The sequence below is a fragment of the Streptomyces sp. NPDC091376 genome, assembly GCF_044757085.1.
Lineage (GTDB): Bacteria > Actinomycetota > Actinomycetes > Streptomycetales > Streptomycetaceae > Streptomyces > Streptomyces pratisoli.
The window spans coordinates 59,095-72,526 of record NZ_JBIVUF010000009.1 but is presented as its reverse complement, the minus strand read 5'-3'; the positions used below and the strand labels follow the sequence as shown (position 1 = coordinate 72,526).

Here is a 13,432-nt window from a genome sequence, read left to right as displayed (position 1 = left end):
TGGGCCGCTGTGGAAACATGAGGAAGCATGAGCACCACGACCCTCATCACCAACATCGGCAGCCTCGTCACCAACGACCCCGCCGCAGGTGACGGCCCCCTCGGACTGATCGAGGACGCCGCGCTCGTCCTCGACGGCGACACGGTCGCCTGGACCGGCCGGTCGGCGGACGCGCCCGCCGCCGACGAGGTGCACGACGCCGGCGGCCGGGCCGTCATCCCCGGGTTCGTGGACTCGCACTCGCACCTGGTCTTCGCCGGGGACCGCACGCAGGAGTTCAACGCCCGCATGTCGGGTCGCGCCTACTCCGCGGGCGGCATCCGGACCACCGTCGCCGCGACCCGCGCCGCCACCGACGACGAGCTGGAAGCGAACCTGACCCGCTACCTCGACGAGGCCCTCCGTCAGGGGACCACGACGTTCGAGACGAAGTCCGGGTACGGGCTGACCACGCACGACGAGGAGCGGGCGCTGCGGATCGCCGCGCGGCACACGGACGAGGTCACCTACCTCGGCGCGCACGTCGTGTCCCCGGACTTCGCCGACGACCCCGCCGCCTACGTCGCCCTCGTCACCGGCGAGATGCTCGACGCCTGCGCGCCGCACGCCCGCTGGGTGGACGTGTTCTGCGAGAAGGGCGCCTTCGACGGTGACCAGGCCCGTGCGGTCCTCACCGCCGGCATGGCGAAGGGCCTCACCCCGCGTGTCCACGCCAACCAGCTCACGTACGGCCCGGGCGTTCAGCTCGCCGTCGAGCTGGACGCGGCGTCCGCCGACCACTGCACCCACCTCACGGACGCGGACGTCGACGCGCTCGCGAGCGGCAACACCGTCGCGACCCTTCTGCCCGGCGCCGAGTTCTCCACCCGCGCCCAGTGGCCCGACGCCCGCCGCCTGATCGACGCGGGTGTGACGGTCGCGCTGTCCACGGACTGCAACCCGGGCTCGTCGTTCACCTCTTCCGTTCCGTTCTGCATCGCGCTCGCCGTGCGTGACATGGGAATGACGCCCGACGAGGCCCTCTGGTCCGCCACGGCGGGCGGTGCGGCGGCCCTGCGCCGTACCGACATCGGCCGCCTCGCTCCCGGCGCCCGTGCCGATCTCGCGGTCCTCGACGCCCCGTCGCACGTCCACCTGGCGTACCGCCCGGGCGTACCGCTGGTCTCCGCCGTGTGGCGCCGGGGCACCCAGCTGGTCTGAGGCGGTCACCGGGGGCGCCTCGGTGGCGCTCCGGTGGCGCGTCCGGGTGCTGGGCCAGGGCCTTACGGCTGGTGTAGGGGCGGCATCGGTGTGGCGCCCGCCCCTGAGGGGTGTGTTGCGCCGTGTCCTGCTCCAGGGGTGCCTACTTTGCGGTGGGCCGGTCCTCCCTCACCCCTGGAGCTGCCATGAGATTCGTCCCGCGAGCGGGTGGCGCCACCGCCCTGGCCCTGGGCCTCGCCCTCGTCCCGGTCGCCCCTGCGCAGGCGGTGGCCCCGTCGGATTCACCGCCCGCCATCCCCTGCTCCGTCGCCGCACTGATCGACGCCATCGACGCGGCCAACGCCGCGGGCGGCGGGACGATCCAGCTGGCCCGCAAGTGCGTCTACCGGCTGGTCGAGGTGAACAACGTCGGCCCCAGCGGGGACCCCAATGGCCTGCCCGTCATCATCACGCCCATCACCATCAAGGGCGGCAAGGACAGCGTCATCGAACGCTCCTCGGCCGTGGGCGTCCCCGACTTCCGCATCTTCGAGGTCGCCGACCCGGCCGGGGCCCTCACCCTCGACGGCGAAGGACGCGGGCGTGACGGCTGGGGCACGGCGGCCATGGCGAACGAAGTCCTCGCCCAGCACGGCATCGACGGGGGCCGAGGGGATTCCGAACTCGTCGTCCGCAACGGCTCCTCGACCGATGAGGGGGGCGCCGTGTTCGTCGGCGAAGGCCGCAGTCTCACCCTCAAGTCGACCGTTCTGACGCGCAATCACGCCGACGACGCCGGTGGCGCGGTCTTCGCCGCCGACGGTTCGACCGTCGTCGCCTCCCGCAGCAGCGTGGACAAGAACACCGCCGACGGAGCGGGCGGGGGCATTGCCGCGTCGGAGACCGAGGTCCGACTGAACTCCAGCAGTGTGGACAGGAACATCGGCGAGCTCGGCGGGGCCATCGCCACCGAGGGGGGAACCCTCTCCCTCCGCTCCACCACCGTGAACAAGAACAGGGCGACCGACGACGTGGGCGGAGTCTTCACCAACAACACCCCGGCGACGTTCATCCGCAGCGAGATCAACGAGAACGTCGCTGTCGGTGAAGCCGGCGGCCTGTTCATCGTCGCCGACCCCGGCATCGTCACGAACTTCGACCGCGTCGAGGTGAAGGGGAACGTCGCCGCCAACGCGGGCGGTCTCGTCACCAGCGGCATCACCACCATCGAGAACAGCAGCATCACCAAGAACACGGCCAACGACGACGGAGGCGTCGGCGGCGGCATCGTCAACCTCGCGACCCTCAACGTCGAGAACACCGTCATCAAGGAGAACAAGGCCACCGCCGCGGATTCCCAGGGCGGCGGCCTGTACAACGACGACGGCACCGCGACGCTGACCGACTCCAAGGTCGTACGGAACAGGGCTGGGGACGGCGGCGGCATCTTCGAAGAGCCCGGCAGCACCGTCGACCTCATCCGGACGAAGGTCAAGGACAACGAGGTCAACAACTGCGCCCCGGCCGGAGCCGTGCCCGGCTGCATCGGCTGACCTCCGAGTGCTGAACCGCAACTGCTGAACCGCAACTGCTGAACCGCTCGCCGCCCTGAGCCGCACCACCGGTCCGGGGCGCACCGACCCGGCCGCCGCCGGGCGGGGGCCGCGCCGTCCATCCGACCTCCCGCACGGGAGGGACGGCGCCCGGACCACCCCCGCCCGTCGGCGGCCGCACCACGTCCCATTCGCCCCACCCTTCACAGAGCTTCACGCTTCTTCACGTATTGGTCACAGCTTGACCTTCGCGCCCTGTCCCGGGGCTGTGCCGGCCGGTACCGTCCTGTCCCGGGGAAGCTCAAGGGGGAGACCGGGGGGTCGAGTTGAGCGGTGTGCGCATTCGCGTCGTGAAGCCCGGGGAGCTGGACGAGGGGGAGACCGAGTCCTGGCGTGAACTGCGCGCCAAGTCCGGATCGCCGGCCAGCCCCTTCATGGAACCCGAGTTCACCCTGGCCGTCGCCGGGGTGCGGCCGGGCGCCAGGGTCGCGGTCATCGAGGAGGACGGGATCCCGGCCGGATTCTTCCCGTACGAGAAAGGGCCGTTCGGGCACGGCCGGGCCGTCGGGCTGGGAGTGTCCGACTGCCAGGGGGCCGTGCTGCGGCCGGGACTGCGCCTCGGTGCGCGCGAACTGCTGCGGGCCTGTTCGCTGTCCGCCTGGGAGTTCGACAACCTGGAGGCCGGACAGGGCCTCTTCGCCCCGGACGGCGCCGAGGAGTTCGCCTCGCCCGTGATCGACGTCGGCGAGGGCTACGCCGTCTACGAGGAACGGCTGCGCGAGCGGTCTCCCAAGTTCTTCCGCACCACCATGGCCAAGGAGCGCAAACTTGCCCGTCAGGCGGGCGAGGTGAGGTTCGTCTTCGACGAACGCGACCCCGAGGCGCTGCGCACGCTCATGGACTGGAAGTCCGCCCAGTACCGCAGGACCGGCCGCCGCGACCGCTTCGCCCAGGACTGGATCAGCACGCTCGTGCGCCGGCTGCACGAGACCCGTGCGCCCGACTGCTCCGGCGTGCTCTCCGTGTTGTACGCCGCGGACCGGCCCGTCGCCGCGCACTTCGGACTGCGCTCGCGCACCGTGCTGTCCTGCTGGTTCCCTGCGTACGACACCGCCTACGCCAAGTACTCGCCCGGGCTGGTCCTCCATCTGCGGATGGCCGAGGCCGCGGCCGCCGAAGGCATCGGCATGCTCGACCTCGGCCGGGGCGCCGCCGAGTACAAGGACGCCCTCAAGACCGGCGAACTCCACGTCCACGAAGGCTCGTCGACCCGGCCCGGGGCCCGTGCCGCGCTCTACTGGCTCGGCCGCGAGCCCGCCCGGCGCGCGCACAGCTACGTACGCAGCCGGCCACGACTGGCCGGATACGCGCAGAAGACGCTCAACCGGATAGGCCGGCTTCGGGGCGAATGACCCGCCGGACAGCTCGGAACGACACCACTCCCGGGGGGACGACACCCATGCCGCGCACACCGCGACCGATCCGCGCCATGCAGGTCGCCGAGCTGGACCTCGACGCCCTCGCCCCGCCCGGCACCGACACCACCGATGCCGCCGACACCACCGGTCCCGGCCCCCGATCCGGCCACGGCGTGCTCGCGCTGCGGCCCGGCCCTGGCGGGGCGCCCGTCGGGCCCGGCGACGTGTTCGTGCTCGTACGGCACCGTGGCCGGCCCGTCGGCACCGTCACCGGGACCGTGCCCGAGGGCGCCGACCCGGCCGGGACGCTCGCCGCGCTCGCCCGGGAGCGTCTCGGCCCGGTCCCGGCGCCCGAGCCCGAACCCCACGGCGATCTGCCCCGCACCAGCGTCGTCGTCGCCACCCGGGAGCGCGCCGACCTGCTCGCCCGCGCGCTGGACTCGCTGCTCGCGCAGGACCATCCGGACTTCGGGATCGTCGTCGTCGACAACGCTCCGGTCACCGGCGCCACCCGCGAACTGGTCGAGCGCAAGTACTCCGACCGCTCCGACCGCGTCCGGTACGTGCACGAGCCCGTGCCCGGGCTGGCCGTCGCCCACAACCGCGGTGTCGCGGCCGCCGACGGCGCCGTGATCGCCTTCACCGACGACGACGTCGTCGCCGACCCGCACTGGCTCACCGCGCTCACCGCGCCGTTCGCCGGTGACCCGCGCATCGGCTGCGTCACGGGGCTCATCCTCCCCGCGCGGCTCGGCACGCCCGCGCAGATCCTGCTGGAGAGCCACGGCGGCTTCGCCAAGGGCTTCGCGCCCCGCACCTACGACCCCGCACGGCCGCCCGCCGACGAGCCGCTGTTCCCGTTCACCGCGGGCCGCTTCGGCTCCGGCGCCAACATGGCGTTCCGTACCCGCGCGCTGAAGGCAGTCGGCGGCTTCGACCCGGCGACCGGCACTGGCACCGCGGCCCGCGGCGGTGACGACCTGTACGCCTTCGTGCGGATCCTCGCCGACGGCCACAGGTTGCGGTACACACCCGACGCGCTGGTCTGGCACCACCACCGTGAGACCCCGCAGGACCTGCGCAACCAGGCGTACGGCTACGGCGCCGGCCTCACCGCCTACCTCACCGCGCTGATCACACGCCGCCCGGACCTCCTCCCGGCGCTGCTCGCCCGGCTGCCCCGCGGCCTCGCCCACGCCCGCGCGATGACCGCCCACCGGGACGGCGGCCCCGACGGTGTGCCCGGCGAGCACGGCACCGACAGCCACCCCTGGCCGCGCAGTCTCTCCAGGCTGGAGCGGCGCGGCATGCTGGCAGGCCCGATCGGGTACGCCAAGGCCCGCAGACGCGTACGCGGACTGCCGCTCCCCTGGGAGAACAGATGACGACACCACGGACGTCTCCCCGGACGCCACCGCTCATTCCCGTTCTGCTCTACCACGCGGTCATGGACGACCCGCCCGACTGGATCGCCGAATTCACCGTCACGCCCAAGGAGTTCGGCGCCCAGCTCGACGCCGTCGCCGCCAGCGGCCGTACACCGGTCAGGATCAGCGACCTCGCCGACCACCTGGCCGGCAGGGGCGCGCCCCTGCCGCCCCGGCCCGTCGTCCTCACCTTCGACGACGGCTTCGCCGATCTGCCGGGACCCACCGCCGAGGCGCTCGCCTCCCGCGGCCTTCCCGCCACCGCGTATCTCACCACCGGCGCCATCACACCGGGCCTGCGCAGCCTGCTGCCGCCCGCCCCGATGATGACGCTCGCGCAGGCGCCGCTCCTGGAGCGGTCCGGGATGGAGGTCGGCGCGCACACCGTCACCCACCCGCAGCTGGACACGCTCGGCACGCGCCGACTGCGCTACGAACTGCGCCACTCCAAGGCGGTCCTGGAGGACACACTCGGCCATGAGGTGCGTCATCTCGCCTATCCGCACGGCTACAACAGCCGTGCCGTCCGCCGTGCCGCGCACGCCGCGGGCTACGACTCCGCCGTGGCCGTACGCCACGCGCTCAGCTCGGAGACGGACGAGGCGTACCGGATCGCCCGGCTCATCCTGCGCCGCGGCCACACGGTCGCCGACATCGAGGCGTGGATGGACGGCACCGGCGCGCGGGCCGCGCCCTACCCGGACTCGCTGCCCACGATGGGCTGGCGGCTCTACCGAAGAGCGCGGGCGGTCGTGAAGGGCCCCGAGTTCGCCGGGTGAGGACCGTGGGCAGCGGGGCGGGACGACGGGTGAATCTGGTCGAGAGCCGCCCAAAAACGAATCAGGTTCCTATACTTCGCTGATGGGGACAGCGGCGTGACGGCCGCGCCCACCTCTGTGGGGGGAGTCGCACGGTGCAGCAACGCGTGCCCACACCGGTCGCCGGGAGCAGCGCGCTGCCGCCCGTGAAGCCTGCCGCGGACCACGAACCACCGGCCGACGACACCGCCCGGCCGCGAAGACGGCTCTCCCTGCCCGACCTCACCTGGCTGCCGCTGCTCCTCGGCCTCGGCCTGTGGGCGTACGCGCTGCCGCGCATCGGCTTCCGCACCATGGGCGACTACGGCCTCCTCGACCGGCTGCCCGCCGTCTACTACGTCTCGCTGCTGGTCCTGACCGGTGGCTTCCTGCTTGGTCTGCGCCGCGCGGGCACCGCGCCCTGGTGGCCCGCCGCGTACTGCGTGGGGCTGCTGTTCGCCCTCAAGGCCCCACCCGCCGTGCTGTACGACTCGGTGCGCTACCCGTGGGCCTCCAAGCACGACGCCGTCATCGACATGCTCCTCGCCAACGGCGAACTGCGGCCGAACGCGGCCCTGTCCGGCAACATGTCGGCGTACGACCAGTGGCCCGGCTTCTTCGGTCTCAACGCCGCGCTCGTGCGCGCCTTCGGCGTCGACAGCGCGGCCTCGTACCTCAACTGGGCGCCGGTCGTGCTCGGTCTGCTGTTGATGCCGGTCCTCGTCCTGCTCTACCGCACCTTCACCGAGGACTGGCGGCTGGTGTGGACCGCCGTCTGGATCTTCCAGCTCGCCAACTGGGTCGGCCAGGACTATCTGGCCCCGCAGGGATTCGCCTACATCCTGCATCTGACCGTACTGGCCGTGGTGCTGCGCCATTTCGTGCTGCCCGGCTCGGCCGGAAGGCTGCGCGATCGTACGTGGCTCGATCCGGCCGCGGCCACCGTGCCGCCGCCCACCGGACGGCGCCAGCGGGCGGTCTGCGTGCTGATCCTCGCCCCGCTGATCGTCGCGATCAACGCCGCGCACCAGCTCACCCCGGTCATGCTGTGCGCCTCGCTGTTCGCGCTCTCCCTCACCCGCCGCTACCGCAACTACGGGCTCCTCGTCGTCGCCGGGCTGCTGATGCTGACCTGGGACCTGACCATGGGGCGGCCGCTGTTCACCGAGACCCTCAGCACCCTGCGCGAGTCGATCGGCGAACTGACCCGGAACTCCCGTGCCGGCTACGCGGGGCAGCTCACCGGACCCGGCCCCGAACTCGGCGGCCAGGCAAGCGTGTTGATGGTGCTCGCGATCGCCGTACTGGCCGCGGTCGCCGTGTTCGCCCGCAGGCGGCTCACCCGCAGCGCGCTGCCGCTGCTGCTGGTGTCGGTGGCGCCGCTGCCGCTGTTCGCCGTCAACGACTACGGCGGCGAAATGCTCTTCCGCGTCTATCTGTTCGGGCTGCCCGGAGCCGCGTTCTTCGCCGCCGCCGCTCTCGTCCCCGCCACAGGCGCCATTCGCGGCACCAAGGGCACCAAGGGCACCTCGGCGCGGGCGAAGGCCGTGCGCCGGCGCATCGCCGCGGTCGCCCTGCCCGTGGCACTGGTCGCCCTCGCCGCCGGGTTCCTGCCCTCGTACTACGGCAAGGAGAAGATGTACTACACCGCGCCCGTCGAGACCGCGATGGTCACCCGGGCCATCGACCGGGCCCCGGACGGGGCGCTGATCCTCGCCGCCACCGGGTCCTTCCCGCGCGCCCTGCACCGCTACGACCAGCTCGAGCACTGGTTCTTCGCCGAGCAGGAGCTCCCCGAGAACGAGAAGATGCTCGCCGACCCGGCCCGCTATCTGGCCGACGGCATCCCGCCGGGGACACGGGCGTACGTCGTCCTCACCCGCACCCAGGACATCTACACGGCGGGTGAGGGCCTCCTGCCGCCGGGCGGCTTCTCCGCACTGCGCAGCAGGCTGTCCGCGTCGCCGCTCTTCACCGTCGTCGAGGAACACCCGTACGGCGTCGTTCTCGCCTACCGGCAGCGGCCCTGACCGCGACGGCGACATCGACATCGATACCGACACCGACACCGACAGCCGTACCGATCACCAGTGAGGTGAGATCTGATGCCGAAGCCGAAAGAGATCCAGCTCAGAGCCGCCATGGCGCTGTCCGGCTGGGTGGCGCTCGCGGCCACCCTGCTGCCCGGCGGATCGCCACTGAGATGGATACCGGTGCTCCTGTTCGTGTGCTTCGGGCCGGGCCTCGCGCTGCTCCACCCACAACCGGGCGGTCTGCGCCCCGCCGCCCGACTGGAGGCGTTCGCGCTCGCCGCACCGATCAGCCTCGCCCTCGGCGTGCTCACCGCCACCTCGCTGTTCCTGGTCGAGGGCTTCTCGGCGACCGCCTTCCTGCTGCCGCTCGCCGCCTTCGCGACGATCGTGTCCGCGCTCCCCGGACTGCCGCTGCCGGCCGCGACACGAGGAGCGGTCGAACGCCATAAACCCAGGGCCGGTGGCCTATGAACGCGCATCACCCCGGCCCGCAGCGGCGCGCCTACGCCGGCGTCGTCCTCGCCGCGATCGCCGCCCTGCTCGCCGGATTAGGGATCTGGGCCACCGCGGGCGACGGCACCGCGGACGAGGGCCTGCCGGACAACGCCGTCTCGGGCGAACCCCTCACCGGGCCGTGTGCGCCGGACGCCGCGCTCGTCCCGCGCTGCGGCGCCTGGTGGGGCGCGTACATCCCGTACGACTCGAACAGCTCGCTCACCGCACCGGTGTACGCGTTCGAGAAGAAGATCGGGCGCAGGCTCGACCTCGTGTACACGTACCACGACATGTCGGGGAACACGCTCGACGGCCAGCTGCTCACCCCCGACGAGCAGGAGCTCGGCAGGGACCGGCTGCTGATGCTCGCCTGGGAGTCCACCGTGTGGAAGGAACCGCACCACGCGAACTGGACCGAGACCCAGCTCGGCTGGCGGAACATCGCGTCGGGGCGCCACGACACCGAGATCATCGACCCGCAGATCCGTCGCATCAAGGCGTACGGGAAGCGGGTCTTCCTCTCCTTCGACCAGGAGGTCGACGCCCGTATCAAGGAGGGCGCGGGAACGCCCGAGGAGTACGTCGCCGCCTACCGCCATCTGCGGGACCGCTTCGAGAAGCTCGGCGCCCGCAACGTCGTGTGGGTGTGGACGGTCTCCGGTTATCTGGGCAGCGCGGAGGAGATGAAGCGGCTCTACCCGGGCGACGACTACGTCGACTGGCTCGCCATGGACCAGTACAACTACTTCACCTGCCACAACACGACGGACTGGAAGGACTTCGACCGCAGCCAGCGGCCCAGCCACGACTGGCTGATCGCGAACATCTCCGACGAGAAGCCGCTGATGATGGCGGAGTTCGCGACCGTCCCCGATCCGGCCGACCCCGACCGGCAGCGCGACTGGTACACGGCCGTCCCCGAGGTCGTCCGCACCATGCCGAAGGTGAGGGCGATGGTCCACTGGAACCGTGCGGTACCGGGCGAGGGCTGTGACCTGACCGTCAACGACGGCCCGGGGCTGGAGGGTTACCGGATCGCCGGCCAGGACGACTACTTCAAGCAGCCCGTCCCGAACCGCTGACACGCCGGTACGCCAGCGCCGCCACCGCCGCCGCGAAGAAGCCCGTGAGCACGGGCAGCGCGGCCGCGGCGAAGGCGTCCTGGGCGGCCCAGCCCGCCACCGCCAGCACCCACACCGCGCCCGCCGTGACCCGGTCGGGCACGGCGAGGGCACGGAGCGCGGTGGTGGCCAGGGCCAGGCAGAGGAGCTGGAGCACGGCCGGGAGGACCGCGAGGACGCCGGCCGTGCCGTCCAGCCCGGCCGCCTCCGCGAACAGATCCGCGAGCGCCGCGTGCCCCGGGCCGGCGGCGGGGTGCGGCCGGACGCCCAGCAGCAGCGGCGCGGTGTGCAGCGCGGCGACGGTGGTGAGCAGCCCGGCCGCGAGCAGCCCGGGCCGCAGGCGCCGCAGTGACACGGCCGCGCTGCACACGACCACCAGCAGCACGCCGGCCGTCACCGTGACCGGCGGCAGGGCGTGCAGCAGTTCCGTGCCCGACAGATGTCCGGCCGGGACGTCCTGAGCCCGGGACAGCGGGATCCAGAACAACCCGGCGGCGAGGCCGAGCAGCAGCCACAGCCAGGTGACCGTCCAGGACTCGTCGCGCCGCCCGTCCCGGGGCGGCTCCGGCGCCGCGTACACGGAGATCCCGAACGCCGGGGTCGCCGCCTCGTGGACCCCCCGCAGATACACGGTCTCCCGCGTCCACTCGGGGTCCTGCGACGCCGCCGCGGTACCCCTCCGCTCGGCCGCCGTGCGCGCCCACGTGGTGCCGAACTCCTCGGCGACGGACCGGCTCCGGCGCCGGAGCCGCCGGGCGGCCCGGGGCGGCGGCCCCGGCTCCCGCCCCGACAGCGCCGCCCGGATCCCCGGCGCCGAGACGAGCGCCATCAGCGCCATGGACAGCAGCATCGCCAGGCCGGCGCCGGAGATCCCGACCAGGCCGAGCAGCACGGCCGCACTGCCCAGCACCAGCGTGCACATGGCGCCCTGGAGCACCGCGAGCACGCCCGTACGCCCCTGGACGCGCAGCACGCCGATGTACAGCTCGACGACGACCCGGGGCAGTGCGGCGACGGCCAGCAGCCGCAGCACGGTCGTGCCGTGCTCCGCGTAGTCGGAGCCGAAGGGGGCGAGGATCTGCGGGGCGAAGACGACGAGGACGGCGACGACCGGGACGAGCAGGAACGCCATCCGCCGCAGCGCCCCGCGCACTCCTTCGGCGAGGCTGTCCGGGCTGTGCGAGGCGTGCGCGGTGAGCGACGAGGCCATGTTGATGGCCATGAACTCCATCGTGCCGCCCACGGTGTACGCGATGTAGAAGAAGCCGTTGTGCGCCGCGTCGAAGCGGACGGCGACCATCACCGGCAGCAGATTGATCATCGCGAGGGAGAACAGCGCACCGACGGAGTCCCCGGCCAGGAACCGCCCGATCTCCCGCATGCGCGGCGGTTCGCGGTCGCGGTCGGCGGCGGCCTGGCGGGGGATCAGCCGGCGGAACACCAGCCAGCCGAGCGGCAGTACGGACAGGGCGATCGCCGCCGCCCAGGACACGAAGACGCCGAGTACGGGCAGGGCGGTGGCGAACACGACGAGCAGCAGCAGCTTGCCCATGGAGAACACGGCGTTGCCGACCGGCACCCACACCGCCTTGCGCAGCCCGGTCAGCACTCCGTCCTGGAGGGTGAGCAGCGCCCAGGCGACGCAGGCGGCGGTGAAGACGAGCCCGGCGGTGACGCCCTGCAGCGGCGCGTAGGAAGGCCCCCACAGATCGAGCGTGACCAGGAAGCCCGCACAGGCCACGCACACGACGGCCGAACTCACCGCGTACGTCCGCCACACCAGCGGCCCGGTGGCCCGTCCGGCCCTCGGCACATACCGCACGACCGCGCCGATCATCGTGGTCGCGGTGATCGACGCGAGCAGCCGCATCGCGGCGATCGCGGCCGAGCCCTGTCCCACGGCCTCCTCCGTGTAGTACCGCGCGGCCACGAGCCAGAAGCCGAGCCCCAGCGCGGCGGAGACGCCGGTGGACAGCATCAGGGCATAGGCGTTGCGGAACATGGAGTCCCCGCCCGCGGACTCCGGCGGTGCCGGCGGCCCCTGTCCGCCGGCCGGCGGCACCGCGTCCTCGGGCGTCCCCTCGCCGTCGGTGCCGGTCTTGCGCAGGCGTGTCGTATCAGCCACCGCGCGGCGCCTTCGCCGGGCGCACGCCCGACTCCCGCAGGACCGTGATGATCCGGTCGGCCTTGAGCGGGTCCGCCGGGAGGGCGTGGCGGGCGAACCAGCGTGCCGGTTCGGGGGAGGGGGAGACGTCCGTGAACAGCTCGCCGGCGTAGTCGTCGAGCGGCGGGTCGTAGAGATAGCCGGTGGTGATGCGGTGCCGGGCCAGTGCGGCGATCGCCGCGTCACGGTCGGCGACCAGGAGCGGAACGCGGAACAGCGGCTGGAGGGGGCCCGGGCCCGGCGCGCCCCAGGGGCTCGCCAGCAGTCGGCGGGTGCCGTCGAGATGCGCGTCCAGACGGTCGTCGAGCCGGTCCAGGAGACGGCCGGTGCGTCTGAGCCGGGCCCGCCCCGGGGCGATCCGGTAGTCGTGCATGTCGACCCTCACCCAGGAGTTGAACGGCCGCAGCGCGGGCGCCGCCGCCAGCGCCTGCTTCAGCTCGTCCGCGCGCAGCGGCATCCGGATCTCCTCGCGCTCCTCCATGCCGAGCAGCCGCATCACGGCCCGCGCCGCCCGCACGAGCCGCAGACCGCGCACACCGGCCTCCGCGTACGGCCGTAAGGCGTAGGCGAGTTCGGAGGACAGCCGGGACGGGACGAGGAGATCGTCGCGGGCCTCCGCGAGCGCACGCCGCAGCGCCGGGTCGGCGACCGTGAGGAAGCCACCGGTCTTCGCGGCCGTGTGCTTGGACAGGCTGAACACGGACGCGTCCCCGTACGACCCGACCGGGCGTCCGTCCACCCGGGAACCGATCGCGTGCGCCGCGTCCTCGAGCAGCGGGATGCCCAACGCGTCGCAGCGGGCGCGTAGTTCGGGTGCCGGATCGGGATTGCCGTACAGATTCGTCGTGATGACCGCGGACAGACCCGGCCACACCGAGGCGGGAACGGCCGCCGTGTCGAGGGAGCCGTCGCGTGGATCGAGCGGCGCCTGGACGGGACGGAGTCCGGCGGCGAGCACCACGAAGAGGATGACGTCGTCGTTGACCGGCGACATCAGCACCCGGCCGCCCGGCCTGCACCAGTGGCGCAGCGCCACGTACAGCCCGAGCCGGCACGACGGCACGTACAGGCATTCCCTGCCGAGGCGGTCGCGCATCCGCGCTTCCAGCGCCTCCCCCATGGCCACACCGTCCCCCCAGATCCCCGGGCTCAATGTGGCCCATACCGGACCGCACCGTCAATAAGGCGGAAGGGCCCGTCCCTTGACGGAACGGGCCCTTCGGACGGCCTCGGGGCCGATGCCTT

Annotated in this window: 10 protein-coding genes; 8 read left to right on the top strand and 2 right to left on the bottom strand. The window is 72.7% G+C overall.

The features are described from left to right. The first annotated feature begins 27 nt into the window (after nucleotides 1-27). From hutI to ACIQMR_RS20615, 8 genes are all read left to right on the top strand, one after another. Nucleotides 28-1,200 (top strand): imidazolonepropionase, encoded by a 1,173-nt coding sequence (gene hutI, locus ACIQMR_RS20650; RefSeq protein ID WP_401389053.1) that lies wholly within the window; start codon nucleotides 28-30, stop codon nucleotides 1,198-1,200. A 185-nt stretch (nucleotides 1,201-1,385) separates the two neighbouring features. Then, nucleotides 1,386-2,732, top strand: a complete 1,347-nt coding sequence (locus ACIQMR_RS20645) for a hypothetical protein (protein WP_401389050.1) — start codon at nucleotides 1,386-1,388, stop codon at nucleotides 2,730-2,732. Nucleotides 2,733-3,067: 335 nt separating this feature from the next. After that, a complete protein-coding gene (locus ACIQMR_RS20640; RefSeq protein WP_401389047.1) occupies nucleotides 3,068-4,144 on the top strand; it encodes a GNAT family N-acetyltransferase in 1,077 nt (358 codons plus the stop codon). Nucleotides 4,145-4,221: 77 nt separating this feature from the next. Continuing rightward, nucleotides 4,222-5,535, top strand: coding sequence for a glycosyltransferase (locus tag ACIQMR_RS20635; protein ID WP_401389579.1), 1,314 nt, complete (start codon nucleotides 4,222-4,224; stop codon nucleotides 5,533-5,535). Then, nucleotides 5,532-6,356, top strand: a complete 825-nt coding sequence (locus ACIQMR_RS20630; RefSeq protein ID WP_401389044.1) for a polysaccharide deacetylase family protein — start codon at nucleotides 5,532-5,534, stop codon at nucleotides 6,354-6,356. Before ACIQMR_RS20635 ends, ACIQMR_RS20630 begins: the two co-directional genes overlap by 4 nt. Before the next feature lie 134 nt (nucleotides 6,357-6,490). Next, nucleotides 6,491-8,404, top strand: a complete 1,914-nt coding sequence (locus ACIQMR_RS20625) for a hypothetical protein (protein ID WP_401389041.1) — start codon at nucleotides 6,491-6,493, stop codon at nucleotides 8,402-8,404. 75 nt (nucleotides 8,405-8,479) lie between these two features. After that, nucleotides 8,480-8,878 carry a hypothetical protein gene (locus tag ACIQMR_RS20620; RefSeq protein ID WP_266378539.1) on the top strand — a complete coding sequence of 133 codons (399 nt, stop codon included), beginning with the start codon at nucleotides 8,480-8,482 and terminating at the stop codon, nucleotides 8,876-8,878. Continuing rightward, nucleotides 8,875-9,984 carry a glycosyl hydrolase gene (locus tag ACIQMR_RS20615; RefSeq protein WP_401389038.1) on the top strand — a complete coding sequence of 370 codons (1,110 nt, stop codon included), beginning with the start codon at nucleotides 8,875-8,877 and terminating at the stop codon, nucleotides 9,982-9,984. The genes ACIQMR_RS20620 and ACIQMR_RS20615 overlap by 4 nt, the downstream gene beginning before the upstream one ends. Here the strand turns inward: ACIQMR_RS20615 and ACIQMR_RS20610 are convergent. Both ACIQMR_RS20610 and ACIQMR_RS20605 read right to left on the bottom strand, forming a co-directional pair. After that, the gene (locus ACIQMR_RS20610; RefSeq protein ID WP_401389035.1) at nucleotides 9,959-12,148 is read right to left on the bottom strand and encodes a lipopolysaccharide biosynthesis protein; all 2,190 of its coding nucleotides are present in this window, start codon (nucleotides 12,146-12,148) and stop codon (nucleotides 9,959-9,961) included. The two genes, ACIQMR_RS20615 and ACIQMR_RS20610, sit on opposite strands and share 26 nt — an antisense overlap. Then, on the bottom strand, nucleotides 12,141-13,307 hold the full coding sequence (locus ACIQMR_RS20605) for a DegT/DnrJ/EryC1/StrS family aminotransferase (protein WP_401389032.1): 1,167 nt from the start codon (nucleotides 13,305-13,307) through the stop codon (nucleotides 12,141-12,143). Before ACIQMR_RS20605 ends, ACIQMR_RS20610 begins: the two co-directional genes overlap by 8 nt. Nucleotides 13,308-13,432 lie beyond the last annotated feature (125 nt).